The 18,916-nt window shown below is 66.9% G+C and carries 10 protein-coding genes; all 10 read right to left on the bottom strand.

Annotation, left to right across the window (positions count from 1 at the left end; translation table 11 throughout):
* Nucleotides 1–69: 69 nt before the first annotated feature.
* Nucleotides 70–2,823, bottom strand: coding sequence for a DEAD/DEAH box helicase (locus tag DPM19_RS09760; RefSeq protein ID WP_199484969.1), 2,754 nt, complete (start codon nt 2,821–2,823; stop codon nt 70–72).
* Nucleotides 2,820–4,157 carry a BREX system ATP-binding protein BrxD gene (brxD, locus tag DPM19_RS09755; protein WP_111865233.1) on the bottom strand — a complete coding sequence of 446 codons (1,338 nt, stop codon included), beginning with the start codon at nt 4,155–4,157 and terminating at the stop codon, nt 2,820–2,822. Before brxD ends, DPM19_RS09760 begins: the two co-directional genes overlap by 4 nt.
* The gene (gene pglZ, locus DPM19_RS09750) at nt 4,154–7,078 is read right to left on the bottom strand and encodes a BREX-6 system phosphatase PglZ (protein ID WP_158566746.1); all 2,925 of its coding nucleotides are present in this window, start codon (nt 7,076–7,078) and stop codon (nt 4,154–4,156) included. Before pglZ ends, brxD begins: the two co-directional genes overlap by 4 nt.
* Nucleotides 7,075–11,358 (bottom strand): BREX-6 system adenine-specific DNA-methyltransferase PglX, encoded by a 4,284-nt coding sequence (gene pglX / locus DPM19_RS09745; RefSeq protein ID WP_199484968.1) that lies wholly within the window; start codon nt 11,356–11,358, stop codon nt 7,075–7,077. The genes pglZ and pglX overlap by 4 nt, the downstream gene beginning before the upstream one ends.
* Nucleotides 11,359–11,363: 5 nt before the next feature.
* Complete coding sequence (brxC, locus tag DPM19_RS09740) at nt 11,364–14,981, bottom strand: BREX system P-loop protein BrxC (protein WP_111865227.1); 3,618 nt, start codon at nt 14,979–14,981, stop codon at nt 11,364–11,366.
* A gap of 8 nt (nt 14,982–14,989) precedes the next feature.
* Nucleotides 14,990–15,646: a DUF1788 domain-containing protein gene (locus tag DPM19_RS09735; protein WP_199484967.1), complete on the bottom strand. Its 657-nt coding sequence runs from the start codon at nt 15,644–15,646 to the stop codon at nt 14,990–14,992.
* A complete protein-coding gene (locus DPM19_RS09730; protein ID WP_199484966.1) occupies nt 15,643–16,317 on the bottom strand; it encodes a hypothetical protein in 675 nt (224 codons plus the stop codon). Before DPM19_RS09730 ends, DPM19_RS09735 begins: the two co-directional genes overlap by 4 nt.
* A 104-nt stretch (nt 16,318–16,421) precedes the next feature.
* On the bottom strand, nt 16,422–17,030 hold the full coding sequence (gene brxE / locus DPM19_RS09725) for a BREX-6 system BrxE protein (RefSeq protein ID WP_199484965.1): 609 nt from the start codon (nt 17,028–17,030) through the stop codon (nt 16,422–16,424).
* 198 nt (nt 17,031–17,228) lie between these two features.
* The gene (locus tag DPM19_RS09720; protein WP_111865219.1) at nt 17,229–17,972 is read right to left on the bottom strand and encodes an IS5 family transposase; all 744 of its coding nucleotides are present in this window, start codon (nt 17,970–17,972) and stop codon (nt 17,229–17,231) included.
* Between the two features lie 228 nt (nt 17,973–18,200).
* Entirely contained in the window at nt 18,201–18,803 is a 603-nt protein-coding gene (locus tag DPM19_RS34795) for a hypothetical protein (RefSeq protein ID WP_146778799.1), read from the bottom strand.
* Nucleotides 18,804–18,916: the final 113 nt, after the last annotated feature.

Below are 18,916 nucleotides of genomic sequence, written 5' to 3'. Positions count from 1 at the left end.
CGACGCTGGTGAATCCTATGGTCATCTGGGTGTTCGCCTCTATAGAATGGCGGGACTCGACTATCCGGCTTAGGGGCTGGCAGTCGGAAGGGTATGCGTGACCTCCTCGAAGTGCGCGAACAAGCGGAGTAGCACCTCGGCGTCTAGGGCGGCGTAGGTTACCTGGCTCTCGGCAAGAGGCCGCCGGGTCCAGTCGCCGGTCTGCTCCCTCTTGTCGAGTTCCACGCCAAGCTCGCGTGCGCAGACTTCGCGTAGGCTGTGTCCGCTCGCGCCGCGCCGGAGCCGGATCGATACTTCGCGAGTGTCAACCACGCCGTCCAGCACGAAGCCCTGCCGGCCGAGGACCTCACGTTCGAACGAAGCGTAGTGGATCAGCTTCGTCGTCTCGCCGCTCGCGAGCAGCTGGCTGAGGGGCTCTAGGTCGGGTAGCTCAAGCGCATCGATGAGATAGGTTGCCTCGCGGCCTGCTATCTGAATCAGGCAGAGGGTGCGCCTCGCCAGCGTTGTCTCGACATCAAGGCCGACGACGGACTCGGATGCCAGGGCAGCGACCGCCTCCGTGAGCTGCGACGGCGTCCGGACCCAGATCAGCGGCCGGTCTTCCTCGCGGCGTAGGAGGGGCAGCTCCGCTGGTGCCTCCGGAAGCTGGGTGATTCGCTCCGCATCGCTTACCGTCAGAGTCCGGATGCTGTCGGGCAGCCGTGGGAGGTGGGTCTCGCCCTTCGAGAGCCACCGCCAGGCTCCGCCGACGTCAAGCAGGTAGCTCGCGACTACCTCGCGCTCGATCCACGGCGGCATCAGCGGCTGGAACTTGCTGAGGCGGTAGCCCGGGAGAGACTCGGCGACCTGCGCCCAGAGGCGCTCATCCTCCCAGAACTCGGGTTCCCTTAGCCTGCCGAGCGCGTTACGGAAGCGGTCTCTGCCAACGGCCGCGCCGCGTATTTTGACCAGGAAGTTGTCGGAGCTGACCTGCCAGTCTCCTGCGACCGCTTCGAGCGCATACCGGAGGGTCGCGTTGATGCGCCCGCCCGCGAAGGTCCACCAGCGGATCTCCCCGTTATCGAACTCCGCGTTGCCGCGCTCGGAGCTGATTACTTCACGCATGAAAGCACGCTGATCGGTGAGGACCTCCCATGCGGCGTCATCGAGGTACGGGTAGTGCGTCTCGCTGAGCAGCACCGACCGAATGTGCTGGCAGAGGTCGAGGCCGAGGAACTGGGGGAGGAACCCTCCCCACGTGGGCTGGCGACCGCGGGGTGCCGCCTCGACGATGACGCGGCGGTCATTGTGCCGTACGTGGAGGACGGCCCATGCACGCCCGCCAAGCAGGAAGCTGCTGATCCCATCGACGAGTCGGTCGACGAACGCCTGGCTGAGCGAGCCCAGGGGGCGGCCATTGGCGGCCTGTACCGTGTAGGTCTGCGGGCTGGAGAAGACCGCGAAGAGCTCCATGAAGTTTTTGCGGCCGAACCGGCGTTCCGCCTTCGGCCCTAGGACCAGCCGCCCGCCGGCGAGCCGGAGCGAGCCATCTCGTACCATCCACGCCAGAAGGCGGTCGTATTCGGCCCGGTGGATGCCCTGGAAGTCAGGCACGCGCGCCAGGTGCTCCCAGGCATCTTCGCCGGTGATCCCGTCCCCTGCAAGTGCCATGGCAAGCACTTGGTGGATGAGCACCGGCCAGCAGCGGTGGTCGAGTTCAACTGACTCGACCCAGCCAGCCTTGGCCAGTTCGACCAAGGCGATAGCTTGCAGCACTCCCTCGGTTGTCTCGCAGAGAAACGTGGTGTTAGACGCCTGCCCCGGTCGCCGCCCCGTTCGCCCCATGCGCTGCAAGAACGAGCTCACGGTGTCTGGCGCCTCAGCCTGCAGGATCCGGTCGAGGTCGCCGACGTCGATTCCCAGCTCCAGCGTTGAGGTGCACACGATGCAGGCGTCGCCGCTGTGATGAAAGCGTTCCTCTGCGAGCTGGCGCTCTTCCCGGGATACGGCACTGTGATGGACGAACACGGCGATGCCAGCGCGCCGCATGTGCTCGGCGACGGCCTCCGTCGTGGACCGGGACTGGCAGAAGAGCAGGCTCTTGCGGCCCGCCGCGACCCGCGCCGCGTCGTGGGAGAGCTCAGGGAGGTCCCGGCGGTGGACGACGAGGATCTGCCGGGGCCTTGGCTGGCTCGGCGGGCTGACGACGCGCCCGCTCCGGCTGGACGTGCCCTGCATCCAGGTAAGGATGGCCTTGGGATTGCCCACGGTCGCGGACAGCCCGACCCGCTGGACGTCATGCCGGGAAATGCGCGCCAGACGTTCGATCACGCTCATCAAGTGGGCGCCGCGGTCGGATCCGGCCAGCGCGTGGATCTCGTCGATGATCACGGTCCGTAGGTCGGCGAAGAGCTTGCTCTCATCCACCCGCGCCGAGAGGAGCATCACCTCAAGTGACTCCGGTGTCGTCATCAGGAGCTGGGCGGGTTCTCCGAGGAACTGGCGCCGGGAGTGGTTCGGCGTATCACCATGCCAAGCGAAGCTCCGCAGGCCGATCATCTCGGTGTAGAGCCCAAGCCGGTCCGCCTGGTTGTTCAGCAGCGCTTTGATCGGAGCGACGTACAGTGCGCCTATTCCGTCCGGCTCGTCATCGGCGAGTTGCGAGAGGACCGGGAAGACCGCCGCCTCGGTCTTGCCGCCAGCGGTGGGGGCCAGGATGATCGCGTTGTCGCCGGCGAGCAGCGCCGCTCCTGCCTCTTCCTGTACGGGGCGCAGGCTCGACCAGCCGAGCCGGGACACGATCGCCTGCTGTAGGCGTGGGGCGAAACGGGCGAAGACACTCACCACACGTCCTCGGCCGGCACCAACCCGTCTGCTTCGTCGTTGAGGGCAGGGTCAAGGCCGACGAGTGCGGTCCCGGAGAGCACGTGTTGCTCCTCGGGGCTGAGGTCCGTGGCCTGGAAGCCATACTCGGACATGGGTTCGTAGTCTGCGTGCTCCTCGACTAGATCGAGTTGCGTGACGAACTCACGCAGGAACTGGCGTGGTACCACGCCAACGTCGCCCTTGAAGCCAGCTGACACCTCCGCGACGAGACGCTCCACGAAGGCTGTACTGATCTTCTGGTCGAGGCGGCCGTGGTCAGCGGTGGGAAACAGCTCACGCAGGCGGAGCGCGACGGAGCGGAGCCGCTCGGCGTTGAAGGGGACAAGTTCGAGCTGGGCTTGGCGCAGGCTGGCGAAGCGGCCTTGCTTCAGAAACCGGATCCGGTCGTGGAGCGGGGCGAGGCCGGCGACTCCCTGCCTCGTGTCGAAGAACTCTGGGGTGCCGGTGAAGACCCAGAGCATGCCCGGATAGGAGCCCGAGGCGTCGGCGATCTGCCGGATCCCGTTGAGGGACTTGTGCCGCGAGTCCGAACGCATCCGGAGGATGGTCTCGGCTTCGTCGATGACGACGATCAGCCCCTTGTACCCGGCGGCCTTCACAATTTCCAGGACTCCCCGCAGGTAGTCAAGGGCATCGCGGCTCTCGATGTCCCCCTTGATGCCCGCGGCTCGCTTGACCGAGGCGGCGACGTTGCCGCTGCCGCACAACCAGGAGATGAGAGCTCCCGCCTCCGCCACGTTTCCTTGCTGCTTCAGCTCGAAGATAGCCTGGATGACGCGGACGAAGTCCTGAGGCGCCCGGCCGCCCGTCATAGCCGCAAGGTCCTCGTCGAGGCGCTTCGCCACCGTGGCATCGAACGCTGGGTCTGCGTCGTCCTCCCCGGCCGCGATGAGCGCTTCTTCCACTTGTCCGATCCAACGGTCGAGAACATCGCCCAGGGCCCCGCGCGGGCACGACGCGGTGCCCAGTTCAGTCAGCACCTTGCGGTACACGTCGTCGAATCGGTGGAACTTAAGGTCATTGTCGGAGACGACAACAAAGCTGGTCGCGAACCCCTGGGCCTGCGCGTCGAGCACGGCGAGGCGTGCCATGAAGGTCTTCCCGCAGCCGTAGCCCCCGCGCAGGAACTTGACAGTGCCCTCGCCGTCCTCCACGAGGTTGAACTGCCGGTGCAGTTCCCCGAGTTGCTTCTCGATGCCGACCGCGAACGCATCGAGTCCCCGTTCTGGCACGAGGCCCTTGCGCAGTGCCTCGAAGATGTGCGTGACGTCCTTCTGGGTCAGTGTGCTCATCCGCTTCCCTCCCGTACGTATCGCTTCACCCCGGCCACGACGTCGATGCGCACGACAAAGGGGGCCTTCTGGGCGTAGGACTCGAACTGGAGGGCAAAGCGGCGCAGGCCGCGGGGGCCTCCCAGCATAGCGGCGGCCTCGTTCTCCGTGACTGCGCCATGCACCGCCAGATGCTCGAACACCTGCCGGATCCCAGGGTCGGAGAATTGCTCCAGCCATCTCGTGCTGGCTACCGGGCTGGTCGTCGGCGGGGTGGCGGCCGGTGACGCGGGTGCCCGCATCGTGGTGACAGGGAAGCGGGCGTCCGGCACGCACGGCACCACGTCCGCGACGGCGCTCGGATGGAGGATCTCGATGAGTGTGCGTGTGTCCGTGGCTCCGGAAAGCCGGAAGAAGAGCTCGAAGGGCTCGCCGACGGCGGCGACGACTGCGCTGCCCGCAATCCGCGCCCTGCCACGAGTCTGGCAGAGCTCGACCTGCACGTCCTCGGCGTCAGGGACGCGAACGGCAAGTTCGATTTCCTGCAGACTTCCGAAGTCCAGGGACTGTTGCTCGAGGACCTCGACCCTGGCTTCGATGCAGTGCATCCCCGCCACGCCCTCGCGGGCCTCGGCGGTAACGCCGTACCTGATGCCGCTCCCGCCGGCCGCCGTGCGGTGCACCACGGTAAGTACCGGGATGACACGCTCCTGCAAGCTGTTACCACCGTGCGCGAAGTCCACCGGCCGCCGGCCGGTGTCGAAGACCGCCGTGCTCTCCGGGAAGACGACGCTCGTGCCTGTGCCCTCGTACCTGAGGTCCGCCAGCGCGACCCTGACCTGGCCCGCATGGTCGGCCGCCACCGGCGAGAAGACGTGCCGCCGCTGCGGGTCGATCCGGCGGCCATAAGCCTGAGCGGCTGCGGTGTCGCCGTCCAGCAGGAGGAACCCGTGGTCGCTAGTGAACACGAACCGGCGCACGCCCGCTTCGCGCAGCACGCGCCAAGCAGCGCGAAGCTTCTGCAGGGCGATGTCGAACACGGCAGGGCCAATGCCCTTCTCGCCGGCTTCGTCGATCTCCCGGCTGTGCACCACGACCAGCCGCGCCTGAGAGACCGACCGCTTGAGCGAAGCAGTGTCGCGGCTGACAACCTCCTCAAGGGTGAGCCACGAGCAGGTCGCGCCGCCGACCCGGTCGTGCATTGCCCGCTTGCGCGTCTCGGGGTTGCAGACCCGGAACTCACCCGTCTGGAAGCCTTTAATCCCGCCGGCGTCGCTGGCCAGCGAGACCTGCAGGCGGCCGTTGCGCGCGACGGGTGCGAGCACGTTCATCCCCACCTCTGTCACGGTGGGGAGCTCAGCGAGCCGGGGCCGCAGCGCCGCAGTGGTGGCCGGGGTGCCCGCTATCTGGCGATAGAGCTCCTCGCCCATCTCGAACCGCAGGGCATCGACAACGAAGTACGCGGTAGCGCCGGGTTCCTGGGCCAATGGCCGGACCACCTCGTCGAAGAGCGTCCGCTGTTGGTGCGAGGTGCCTGGCAGGAAGCCATGGGCTGTGCAGAGCGCGTTGAACTCGCGAGCCCAGGCATCGGCCCACTCACGCCAGGCGCGGCGCATTCCGTCGAGGCGCGCCCGCAGGGTCTCGAACTCGGGAAGCAGCGGGTAGAGCAGAGCCACCCGCCGCTGCTCCAGCAGCCGGTGCGCCTGATCGACTGTGGCGCCACGCTCGGCATAGGCCGCCATGGCAGTCTCAATGGCTGCGTCGGCGCTCGTGCTTACGCCGATCCGCATCCCTGCACGAGTGATCTCCTGGCCGAGACGAGCCGCCTCGTGGACGAGTTGCCAGGCGGACTGCCGTGCGGGGTCATCGCGGAGCCAGAAGGATGTGTCAGCCGACGTGGGTTCCACGCGTGGGTCAGCCCATTCGGCAGCCTGGTCGTAGGCCGCGCGGCCCAGCGCAGCCAGCGCCGCCTTGAGAACCTTGTCCTCCTCGAACCGGAACGTGTCGATGGCGCCGAGGTCCTCGGCCTGGGCCTGCTCGACCTCATCGGCGAGCAGCGCCTCCGTCTCGTCGGCCGTCCGCTGGTAGAAGCCCGCGTGGTACTCCCGGAGATGAGCAGCCACGGTGCGGCAGGTATCGATAACCGGGGTCGGCAGGGCAGCAGCGGACGACAGATGGTCGCTAGCCGGTGCACGCCTCAGATCATTCGTGTACTCCACACACAGCGCCCAGCTTGCCGCGGCGAACGCCACGTCCCCGGCGCGGGGCTGAGAGGGAGGGAGCGTGGCATCGCGCCAGGAGGGGGGGAGGCCGATCCAGGCGGCGAACCGCTCCCAGAGCGCGTCCTCGACATCGAGTTCGCTGATCTGCCCGGCGATGATTCCCCCAGTGAGCAGGTCATCGAGGACGGCCGTTGGGCTCTTAGCCCGGAGCTGTGTCCCGATGCTGCCCTCTGCGCCGTCGAGGAGCGTGCCCAGCCAGGCGTCGGCACCAGCGAGCGTCATGCCGGGCTGGGCCCGGAAGGAGTTGATCTGGTCGGGGCGCACCTGTCCCGAGGCGGCCTCAGTGACGAGGGTGTCGAGCGCCTTGCGGTACCGCACGCCGGCCGCGTAGAGCTCGAAGAGCGGCGTCTGCCGCACGGTTTCCTCGGTGAACCCCGGCAGGTGGATGACAAGAGGTGCCTTCTCCGTGCCGGCGGCCACGCCGTCAAGCGCCATCATGAGCGCCAGGTGGCTGCCCCGGAAGGCCTCGACCTGGTAGGGCAAGGCACCGTCGGCACGCAGCGCCTGGAGGCGCTCGACGAACTCACTGTAGGTCCCGGCCTGGTCGAGCCAGACAACGATGCCATGTCGACGCACCCGCGAGCGCAGGTCCGCTTCCAGGACCGCGGACACGGGGCCGCTGAGCCCCGACGATGGCGGGGAGGTAACTGTGGTCGTCACGCGTCGTCCTCCTCGCTCTCGTCCGCGTTTTCGTCGTCGAATAGCTCGACGGGCGGGACGAGGCTGGCCAGGAAGCTCTTGCGGTACTGCACCCGCTTGGGATGCGCCGCCTCGAACGTCGCACGGGCCGTGGCCTCATCGGGTGCGAGGACGCGGATCTCTGCGCCCTGCTGCTCGGCCAGGCACAGCTCCATCTCCCAGATGGCCTCGGCGTGGGCCGACCAGAGACCCGTCTCAAGGATGCGGATCTCGGGCACGACCCGCCGGTTCTTGCTGCGGCCCATGCGCCGCGTGGCCTCCTGCTCGATGGCGGCGAGAGCGGCCTTGGGCTGGTCACGCAGGAAAGCATCGCGGTGGGGTCCATCGCCAATGTCGTCCACGTGACGGCCGCCGGGGCGGTAGGGCGGCTCCTCGATGCGGAAGTCAGGACCGATTTCGTCCTGGAGCCGCAGCTCCCAGGTCCAGGCGTGCTTGGGGTGGTACCGCCAGAAGCAGCCGTGCGCGACGCCAAGGCTCGGGTCCTGCTGGCATTTCCGGTCGACCCGGCCCGGCCAGTAGAGCATCGCCAGGTGGGACCAGTCGTAGTCCTTCCGACCGCTCGCGGTGGCGAGTTCCTTCCACCACTTCTTCGGGTCTTTCCACTGCGGGTCGAGCAGCGGCCAGAGCGCGGCGGAGTTGATCATCACGCCGTCGTCGAGGTTGGGAGCGTAGCGGGCGTCCCGCTCGCGCGCAGGACACTTGCCGTCAGTTGGCGGCGCCCCTCGGTCGGCGCACTGCTCGACGTTAGCGATGAACTCCTGCAGCTCACTTCGAGCCTTCAGCACCCGATCATACTGCCGCTCGGCGTCCCGCGCGGCCTTCTTGTCAGCGCTGTCACGGGTGGCGCGCAGGTCCGCCAGTTCGCCGTCAAGACGGATGAGCGTCCGCGCGAGGTGGTCGGCGAGCAGCACCCGCAGAGTCTGGTCGTTCATCCGGTGAATGTTTACCCAGGCCACGAAGGTCTTGCCCGACGAGGAGAGCGGCCAGTGAATGGGCCGGTTCCCGTACGTGCCCTTGTGGACATCCTTGAAGAAATCGAGGGCCAGCCAGTTGCGCAGACTCCGCCTGGTGCCGGTCGCTGGCGCGTGTTCTGCCCAGGCGGCATGCAGCGGTTTGGCCGCGGGATGGCCAAGGCTGTCGCTGTGATCCCCGGAGTCAAGAGTGGTGTCGAGAAAGAGGATCCCATGCGGGAGCGCGTGTGAGAGGTCCGCGGTGGCGGGGTTGAGGATGCCCTCGGCGGGAGTATCGGCCAGGCCGAAGCGACCAAGAGCGACACCGAGAGCAAAGCTCAGGTGGTCGTTGCCGCGCTCAGGGTCTAGCTGCTCGGTGTACTCGGGAAGTGGTGCCCCTTCGGGGCGGTCAACGGCAGCCTGGGCCCAGTCCTGGGCGTGGCGCCATGGGGAGGGCCCGGGGCGCAGGAACTCGATGGACTGTTCACGGTGAGATTCGTGCAGGGTGAACGCGCTATCCAGATGGCTAAAGATGACTTGAGCGCCATCAATATCCAGGGTAGGAATGCGGGCAACGTCGCCTGCAGTGAAATGAATGGTGGGATTGAGAGACGTGGCGACGTATCGTGCAATGGGAGAGTTGAGTAGTGCAAGTGCCTGAGCTTGGGGCATGCCAAATAGTGCTCGGCCCTCCACGTCAAAAACTGAAGCGAAACGGATTGCCCGTGCAGAGAAGGTATTGCCCTTTGTGTTATATGCGACACCTTCATGGTAGTAGTAGGTCGAACCTTGCCCGTAGCGAGCGCTTGGCAGGGTCCCATAAGCGGGATGTGATGACCTGGCGAACCATATTACGAAAGATAGTGGTTCAAGCCAGCGGGTGCCGGCTGCGCCCTTGACGTATGCCTTCCAAGGCTTTTGGTCGTTAATGCAGGCTTGGAATTTGCGATTTGTGTCTATCGTAGATGGTTGCACCTCCCAAGGGCGACGCAGAAATCGGTCGTTGTTCCCTGTCTGCAGCCCGATTGGCAGGGAGCCGACTTTTCCAATTAGTTTCCCATTTGCCGCTAGTCCAAGCAGTTCGTTGCTCCACCAATAAACCAGAGGCCACTCCGGTACGACCTTGAGCGCGGCCGGGTCGAAGGTGTAGCGCCCCTCTTGGCAGAGGGTTGCGGCGTGCTTGCGTCGAGTTCGCGCACGATCGTAGGAGTTGTCTCCTGGTGGCGTGGGTTGGTGAGCCATGCTTGGCTCTGACCTGTGGGGCGATCGGTGGAGGACGCTCACGGTCACGCTCAGGACGTCATTCGGCACCTCGTCGAAAGCTCCCACTGCGAAGTCGCCCAGCCCGCGCAGGTCAAAGTTCCCCAAGAGATACTCACGCAGTTCCGAGTACTGCTTAATAAACATCCAGTTTCGCATCGTGAGCATCGCCGATACGCCGCCGTGGCGGACCAGTTCCAAGCCGCGCAGCAGAAACGCCGCGTAGAGGTCCCTCTTACCGAGCGGGTACGTCCGAGAGACGTACGTTGTCTCGGCCATCTTGCTGGTGCCCTGGTACGGCGGGTTCGCAACTACCAGGTCGTACGTTCCCTCACGGACTAGGCGCACGAAGCGGACGCCTGCCGCGAGCTGCTCGCCGCGCAGGCGGAGGCCAAGGTCGTCGCCGCTGGTGTGGCGGGCAAGGAAGCCCTCTAGCCGGTCGAGAAGGGTGGCCCTGGCCTCGGCGTGGCCGATACTGATCCGCTCGGGCTTCGGGCTGAAGCCGGTGAACAGGTCGCCCTGCTCGTCCACCGCCCGGTCGAGCGCGGCCTCGTGCCTTTCCAGGGCCTCGTCGACCACCGTTCCGACCTTAAGCAGGGAGCCCAGGTGGTCGGCACCGCGCAGCGCGTGGATCAGCGTGTCAGTCAGCACGGCCGGAATGCCGGTCTCGAGCTCTACCTCGCGGCGGAGCTCAACGAGCGCCGGGTCGTCGTCGGCCAGGCTCGCGAGGCGCAGGCGTGACGCTACGAGGTTCAGCTGCTCAGGCTGGGCACCCGGGGCCATCTGCTGGGCTTTGAGCCAGAGGGCCGCTGCGGCGATCTGGACCGCCCTCGGGTCTAGATCGATGCCATGCAGGTTGTGCGAGAGGATGCGCTCGACGATGGCCCGGTTGGACCAGCGCTCCTCGTCGGCCTCGCCCCGGTGGTGGGCCTCCTCTCGGTAAAGTGCCACCAGGAGGTCCAGCGCCACGACCAGGAAGTGTCCCGAGCCGACGGCTGGGTCGAGCAGCTTCAGGTCGCGGATGGTCTCGGGTGCCTGTGCTACGGCGCTCTCGGGGACGGACTGCGGCACGTAGTAGGCCCAACGGCGTTCCGCGTCGGTGTTCAGCGGCATCAGGTCGGTGAGCGTGACCTCGCCCGCTGCGCGTTTTGCCCGCCACTCGGCACGCCGCTCCTCCAATCGGTCGAGCGTGCCGTCGGTCGCCGCCTCGGGCGTCCACCCGTGCCGCTGGCAGATGGCCAGCCATATCGGCCCCAGGCTGTTCTGAAGTAGCCAGTCCACCATGTAGCGCTCGGTGAACATCTGTGTTTTGCTGGCAATTTCGTGCGGCTCGACCTTGCCGCCGCTGTGAAGCTTGTCGTCGAGCGCCTCGCGCTCGGGGTCGTTCCAATACTGGTAGACCCAGCCGAGGGTCATGTCGTCGACCCAGCAGCTCTCCAGCGCCTCGGAATTGAGGGCATCGATGACGTGCCGGAGCGTCGCTGCTGGAATAGGGACGAGGTCGGCCACGCCTGCTGGGCCGTAGAGGCCAGGTAGTTCGGTGGCGAGGTCCTCGAAGACGAGGCGCAGGAGGAACGCGTAGCCTTCAGTCTCGTCGTCGCGCACGATTCCCGGCGCGAGCTGCCGGAAGTCCAGGTACGCGCGGCTCTCCCAGCCGCCGGTCACCACGGCGGGTGCCCGGAGCGGCTGGCCTGATGGCCGCGGTGCCTCCATGAGCCGGAGCAGGACCAGCCGATTCAGCAAGGTATAGGCCGCCTGCTTCTCGGCTTCACGGCGGAAGTCCTGCGCGGACCGATCCCTCTTGGCCCCGGTAGTGCCCTGTGCTCGTACCTGCTCGGCCACCCACGCCTCCAGCCGCCCGCGCCTGGCGCGGGCAGCCTCGTCCAGTCCCGCCTCGCGGCTGTGCACGGAGAGCCGGTAGGCCGTCTCTGTGGCGGCATGGAGGTCCTCGATCAGCCGGGCGCGGAGCGACCGGATCGTCGTCGCGAGCGCGTGCTTCGCATTGGAAGTCATGGACATGGTCGTCGCCACCTTGGTCACAGTAGCCGCACTCGGGCGCCGGCCCGGACCTGCTCGAGCAGGCGTCCCTTGATCTCCTCGACCAGCGCCTGCACGTCGGCCTCCGTCGCGACCTCACGATTGCGCAACTGCAGGTCGACGCGGGCGATGAGTGGCCTGTTGCCCGTGCTCAGTATCTCGTCGAGGAGGTCGTTAGCCTGGTTCTCGGCGCGCTGTAGCGCGACCGTGAAAAGGTCCGCCAGCGCAGTCAGCGGTGGCGCGACCGCCTCGACGGTGGTGTCGGTGACCGCCCCCGTGAAGGGCCGCAGCACGCTGTGCGCCTGATCGGCCGTGAGGGTGCTGAAGCCGTTGCGTGCCCGAACACGGCCACGGGCCGCCTCCGCCTGCCGCTCCTGCCACTGAAGCAGCCGCTGCCGCTCCGCGCGATAGCAGGCGAGGATCCCGGCGAGATCCTCGTCGAGCGCGCCGATGTTGAACCAGGGCCGCTCCGCCGCGAGCTGGGTGGATACACGGGTCGCGGCTACCACGACATTCGTGGGCTTGATGCCGGCCTCCGTCAACTGATCCGCCTGGTGCGTGAGTACTTGGTGAGCGTCCTTGACGGCCCGGATGGCATCGGCCGTCAGCTCCGAGCGGTAGAGATGCAGGATGAACACGCCGTCCTGCAGCGCGTCGAGGTGATTTTTGACCGCCTGCACAGTCGGCCTGGTCTGCCGGCAATTCCTGAGGCACTTCTCCAAGGCGTCGCCGAGCCTGCCGAGCGCCGCTGGTTCCGCGGGGGGGCCGGGAAGCTGGCTGAGTCGGCCCTGGACATCCCGGAGTTGCTGTGCGAGTACCGGAAAGTGCTGCACGACCGCGTTGGCGATCTGATCATCCTCGCGATCGATGCGGGATTCGAGGCGATCCTCGAAAAACCTGCAGATGCGCGCTCGTGACTGGAAGCCGATATCGTCTTGGCCGGCCGGGAAGATGGTGGCGCGCCGGAAGTCGCGATCCCGCTCGAAGAGGTCGCGCACTCCAGCGTCGCGGATGGCGGTGATCTCGTCCCTACCCTCGGGCTGGAGGCGTATCTTGGTGGCGCGCAGCAGGCCCGCGACGCAGGCTTTCACGACGTTCGCCGTGTAGCCGTAGGGCGGGCCGCCGAACCGGGCGAGGAGAGCTGTCCCGCTGCTACCGCCCTCCGCCTCGATGTACTCCTGGATGCGGCGTACCACGACGCCGCCGCACGAGGGGACGTACCGTCCGGCGTCGAGCTCGAGGATGCCAAGGTCGCCTGTGAGGAATTTGGGCGACGGGCCGGAGAGCTCGGCCTCGACGAGCTGGAGCAGCTCGGATGGCTGGACTTGTGTAGGAATGAAGTGTGGGAAAAGGTCAGGCAGCACCCGGGTAGCCGCCTGATGGAGTGCGACGGCGAACGTAGCGCCATGGTCCGATGGCGAGATGCCGCGTCCCCGGAAGTACATCCGTCCGGCCATCCATGCCGCTGCGATGGTGGCCTTCGCGCGCTTGTCGAGATCCTCGGCGCGGTTCTCCTCCTGCTGGAGCAGCAGCCTGCGGGCGGGATTCAGCGAGTCGCGGCGCGACTTGTACTTCTTGACCATGGCGCGCGAGCGGTGCAGCTCGCGCGCACACTCGCCTACGGCCTCGCTGTCGCCGGACAGCCAGACAAGGCGGTCGTGAAGTGCGGCCTCGCCGCTCCTCGTTACCCACGTGCTCTCGGCGCGCTCCTCGATGGCCAGGTAGCGGAAATCGACGCGGACGGCGGCGTCGTCGCGCGGATCGAGGAGGCTCACGTCGTCGGCGCGACGGCCATCGGAGAACCGTCCTGCCCAGGGGAACGACCGACCCTGGAGCTGCGGGCGATCGGGAGTGGCGAGCAGGTAATTGAGCCCGGCCTGGACGATCTCGCTGAGGGCCTCGCGCGGGGCGGGGATGTCGCGGCGCTCGCGCTCCCACTCCTCGCCCGCAGAGGACTGGAGCTTGTAGCCGTGCTTCTCCGAGTAGCCCAGAAGATTGCGGCGGCGCAGCTCCTCCAGCGCCTCGGTAACGGCGGCCACCTGGTTGCCGCGATCGACCCGGTCGTAGAGGCACTGCGCCACGAGCTTCGCATCGGTGGCCTGGGTTTCCTGGATGAGTTCGAGCAGCGCCACTGCCTTGGCCACCCGTACCAGGAGCCGGTCCGTGTCAGCCGTGCACTGGCTCAGCACGCGAGCCATCGAGGCCTGCACGTCGGCGTCGAGCGCAGTGTGCTGAACCTCGTAGATCTGGTCTAGGGTCACCAGCCCGCCGACCTGCTGGTCGGCGAGCCGCTGGCCGCGGAAGAGCTCACCGAGGAGCTGGAGCAGGCCGCGGATCGCCTGGTCGTCGCCCTGGGCCCGGGCCGAGCGGGTCCGCAGGGCGGTGGTGATCTGCAGGACAAGGTCGATCTGCCCGGGGAGCATCGGGTAGACCTCGATGAACTCCTCCGGAGTCACTGACTCACAGCCGTAGGCGTACAGCTTGAGGTCGGGCCGGTTGCTCTCGAAGAGGGCGCGAAGTGACTCCTCGGCGTCGGTCCGTTTATGTAGGAGCCGTTTGTGGACGACGTCCCTGATGTTGGTCGGCGCGAGGTGGACACGGAGGCTCGGGGGAAAGCGGTCCTTCGCCCAGACGAGGAAGGAGTCGTCCGCCTCGTCGTCGAGTTTCTGCTGTCCGAGCGCCACCAGCCAGGCTTGTCCGCGGAGCGTGGCGCCGATGGCCGTTGCGAAGGCGCGCAGCCGGTCCACACGATCCCGGTAAGACAGAACGTACTGGGAGACCTCGTCGATGACGAGGAAGAGAGTGGCACCCGGGCGGCGGAACTTCAGCATGTCGCGGATGGCTGCCACGGCCTCCTCGGGCGACTCGGAGCGGGTGTGAGTGCCGCCACGACTGGTAAACCAGGCCATGGGGTCGGTGTACCGGTCGGGATAAAGCTCGCTCATAACGAGCGAGAAATCCTCCTCGGCCAGCGAGTTCTCCTTCACACTCGCCCACGGCTTACCGAGTACTTTCTGGGCCTTCTCCTCGAAACGAGACCACTCCCCGTCGCGCTCTAGACGCAGCTCGAAGTCCGCAACGAGGGGCTCGGTGCAGTAGCCAAGCCGTCGCTGGACCTGCCGCACCGCTGCAGCGTGGAGGTGCTCGCCGTCACGCGCGATGGAGCCAATGTCGAAGACGACCGCCAGCGGATCAATATGTTGGCGCACTCCGTTCCACGCCGCACGGAGCTCGGTGGAGTTCGGTGAGGTGTCCCGCTGCAGCCATGCCTCCGCGAGCGAGCCACCGTCCGGCAGCGCGACGCCGTCGAGGGAGAGGCCGAGCAGCTTGGCGAAGCTCGACTTGCCAGAGCCGTAGAAGCCAGAGATCCAGACGTTGGGTAGTTCGGGGCCACCGGGCTTGCCAAGCTCTGTGGCGATGCCCGTTAGCAGCCTGACGTATTGCTCGTGGATGCCCTGCGGCACGCGGCGGTGGTTCGGGTGGTCCTCGGGCCAGCCGCCGGTGACGATGTACTCTGATACCTCGGCGGCGAGCTTGTCCGGAGCCTGCTCGTGGAAGTACACGACGGGCGGGATGTCCCGTGTGACGTCGGAGGCGAAGAGGTCGCGAATCAGCATGGTGCCCTTCAGGGGTAGATCCGTGGCCGGTAGTCGTTGTCCGGACTGAGAACGCCCATGAACGAGAGCCCGGTCGGGCCGCGCCGCTCACCCGGATAGAGCAGGACCACCGGAACGTTGCGCGTTCTGCCATCGAGGTGGCGCAGCAGGGCTGATGACTGGATGAAGGGGTAGAGCGCTCCCGCGCGCCCGATGAGGGCGACCGTCCGATCGATGCTGTCGGGGTGCCGGTCCGCATACTCGCAGACGATGCGGGAGCAGTCAGCCGCGATGCCGTCCGGCCCCTCGATGAGGGGCGAGACCTTCGACTTCAGGTAGTTCAGCCCGCGCTCCGGGTCGGTGCTGGCCAGACGCTCCTCCATGGCCAAGACTCGGTCAACCCAGTCTTGACCTTGCGCCCTTACCCTGTCGATGAACAGCTTCTGCAGGCTGATCGAGATGACCATCCAGCCGTTCGCGGCCAGGTCGGTGGTTAGGTGCTGTACCTCGCTGCGGAGCCTGAACTCCTCGGCCGGCTTGTACTGCACGATGGCGAAACGGTAGTTGCGCATCGTACTGATGTGTGGGCCGTTCTCGTGGATGAGATCGCGGCGCAGTGCGGTGAACGCCTCGTGCAGGGGACCATGTTGGAACAGCGGGCTCTGCTGGAACAGGGGCAAGGTCACAGAGCGGCCCCAGCCAGGCGCGAGGTGCCATCACGGAGGGTGGCCGCTGCCCAGGCGAGCAGGTCCTGGTGGCGCCAGCCAAAGTCGGTGAGGTCGCCCTGCCGCCGGAACGCGAGGCCGGGGAGTCCACGCAGGCGCTCTTCGAGGAGAGTGCCGTCAAGGCCGACTGATCTCAGGTATGGGTTGTCGAGAAGGCTTCCCTCGAACTCCGTTTCGCGCAGCAGGTACAGGAGATACTCAAGAGCCTCGTCCGGCACGCGCGGCGTCCCAATGGGGCGCGGATCCCGGTTGGACGTCACCACGGTGGCCGAGTACGCCGCGGACAGGAGCTTACTGGCGAACTGGATACGCATCGTCATCGTCCAATGGCTAGGGCCGTGCAGCCCGACCCAGGTGGCCACAAGGTCCCGAGTCACCTCGGGCCGGGCTCCCGCACGGCGCTCCGCCAGGTAGATGCCCGTGAAGCGCCGGTAGAGCGGGTCGCTGAGCTGCAGGTGCCAGTGGCAGATAACCCGGCGCGTCTCGGGCAACATGTGCTGCCAGCGGTGAAGGACGGCGAGTGCCGCAGGGAAGGCGCTGAAGCGAGCCCGCATGTTGGCGAGAAGAACCTCGACGCGCGCCAGGCTCCGGGCGCCGAACCAGTACTCGTCGAATGCCTGCTGGGCGCTCACGCTCGTAGCTCCGTCGGTGCGGGCCCAGAAGGCGCGTGAGTCCTCCACCTCGAGGGCGCACCGTGACAGCCGTGTGTGCACGAGGGTCGTCTCGTGTGGGGCCGTCACAGCGCCCTCCTGAAGTGGGGAAGCGGATAGTGTTCGGCTGCCGGGGCCAGCCCCGCGACAAGCCTGCGTGCCTGCTGCCCCACGGTAGCCGGGAGGCTCCCGCTGAGCCGTCGCCCGGCCGGGGAGGTGGTTCCGCCTGCCTTGCCATGGTCGGCGACCCAGTCCCAGAAGATATCTGGGCGCCAGCCGTCATGGGTGATTGCGAGGCCCGGCAGTGCCTCGTCCGGCGTATGGCCCGAGCGCTTCAGGTCCGCGAGGCGCTCCTCGATCCGCTCGTCCAGCTCGAAGCCCAGGCTGAAGAGCGAAATGATCCGGTCGGGCTCATGGTCACGGCGCCGGAGCTCCGCATCGACCCGCCGGGCGGCTTCGCGCGCGCCCTGGAGCGCGGCCCAGCGCCAGGTGGACGGCAGCAGCCGACGGAACAGGTCCTCGCCGCCGTACTCGGATGCGAGGTCGCAGCGCCACCAGCCCAGCCTGTGCTCTTCTCCCGTCTCGCCCGCCCACGCCACCACGAGCTGTGAGGTGAGAGCCATGTCGATGTCCGACATCGGAATCGGCTCCTGATGGCTGCCGACTGGCGCGCTTTCCACATCGAACACACTCATGGCCCGACCTTATTCGCCCCCACCAGCCAGCACGTAAGAAACCATGCTCCCCACTCGAGCACTACTGGGGTAAGCGGGTCCCATCGTAGTGGGAGCCACTGACAGCGTGTTTGAGCTGTGATCGTTGGGTCTATCGGGTGCTGTCCGGTGGGCGGGGTGGCCGCGGGTGATGCGGCGGGCCATCTGGTGGATGGCGACTCAGCGGATCAGGGCTTCGGTGGTTTCGGGGTGGCGTTCGTGGTCACGGGCCAGGCGCCGGCGAATGAGCAGCCAGGCCAGGGTATGTTCGACCACCCACTGGCGGGGGTGGACCTGGAACCCGCGCTGGCCAGGGGGTTTGCCAACGATGTGCACCACGATGCCTAGTACCTTGCTCGCCCAGGTCACCAGCCGTCCGGTGAAGCCGGTGCCGACGAACACCATCCGGCACCGCCGCATCGGATGCAACCCCAGCAGCATCGCGGTGGCCCCGTCACGGTCCTGCACGCCGGCGGGGCGGACCATCACCGCCAGCAGCGGGGCCAGGGTGTCGGTGAGCACGAACCGCTTACGCCCGTTGATCTTCTTGTCGTTGTCATAGCTGCGGGTGGCCGAGCCGACGGCGTTGGCGCCCTTGACGCTTTGGGAGCCCATCACCGCCGCTGACGGGTCGTGCTCGCGGTGCAACTCCTGGTATAGACGGCGCCGCAAGACCTCCAGCATCCGCCGAGTCACGCCTTGTTCCTCCCAGCGGACGAAGTGCCAGTACACCGTTTGCCAGGGCGGGTAGTCGTGCGGCAGGTACCGCCAGGCGATGCCGGTGCGGTCGACGTACACGATCGCGTTCATGACGGCGCGTAGGTCGTGCTCGGGCCGTCGCCCAAAGCCGGGGGCTGCGGCTTGATGGCGGGCGCGCCAGGTGGCCAGGACAGGCTTGATCAGTTGCCAGCGGGCATCGGACAGGTCATTGGGATAGGGGAAGGAAGATTACGTACTGTCACCTCATCCGCCGGAGTTTCGGCGCCGAGCCATCGAGCTCGTAGTGGTGATAAGCCGATCACTGACTGTGGGCTGTGGCGGTACGGGAGTGGGAACGAGGGCGAGGGCGAGTAGGTCGATCGATACGTATCAGGGGGACCACCTCGATGATCGAGGTGTCCATGATCACCATGAACTGGGCGGTGGCGAGCGCTATGCCCCGGGAATCGTGGCGTGCAGCCTGGCGACGGCCTGTCGAGGTGAGAGCAGTGAGACCGGCTGATGGGGGCGGGGCCGCGGTCCGTTTTCCTCGATCACATGTGTGGGTCCGTACGGCCACGGTCCCTTGAACAGCGCGGTCAGTAGAGCGGCCGGGCAGCTTTCCAGCGTTTGGTGGACGACATCGGCATCGGCTCCTGGTGTCGCCATCCATAGAATCGGCGTCTTCTGACGCTCGGTCCCGTTCGCTCTTTCCTCCACATGTTCGACGGCGTTTTCAAGGGTGTCGGTCACTCGGAGGCTGTTGTGGAACCGTTCGAGCGGCACCCGGTCGGTCATCTCGCCGAACAGGTGCTCCAGGTCGTGGTGGGTGATGAGGACCTCGACCGGACCGGGCGCGGTGGTCAACGCTTCGACGAGTACCGCCCGGAGCAGGCCGTCCGCACCTGGGCCGATCGCGCCGGCGCCGTGCGGATGGCCGTAGTCGTCCGCCAGTCGGTGCGTGCTCCGACGCGTATGGCCAGGCAGGATCGCGGCGAGATGGACGGTGGCCGTGTCGAGGATCTGACGGCCGATCAGCGCGGTGATGTGCCTCATGGTCGCTCCAAGATCGTCGGGTGAACGGAGCCACGATCAAACCGGTGTCGGTAGGGAGTGCTGGCGACCGAAACACGCCATGCTGACAACTGGTCACGAGGCAACGGCCCAGA

Origin of the sequence: Actinomadura craniellae, assembly GCF_003289645.1 — a bacterium.
GTDB classification, from domain to species: Bacteria; Actinomycetota; Actinomycetes; order Streptosporangiales; family Streptosporangiaceae; genus Actinomadura_D; species Actinomadura_D craniellae.
Note: the sequence above shows the minus strand (reverse complement) of the source record. Positions and strands in the feature narration are given on the sequence as shown.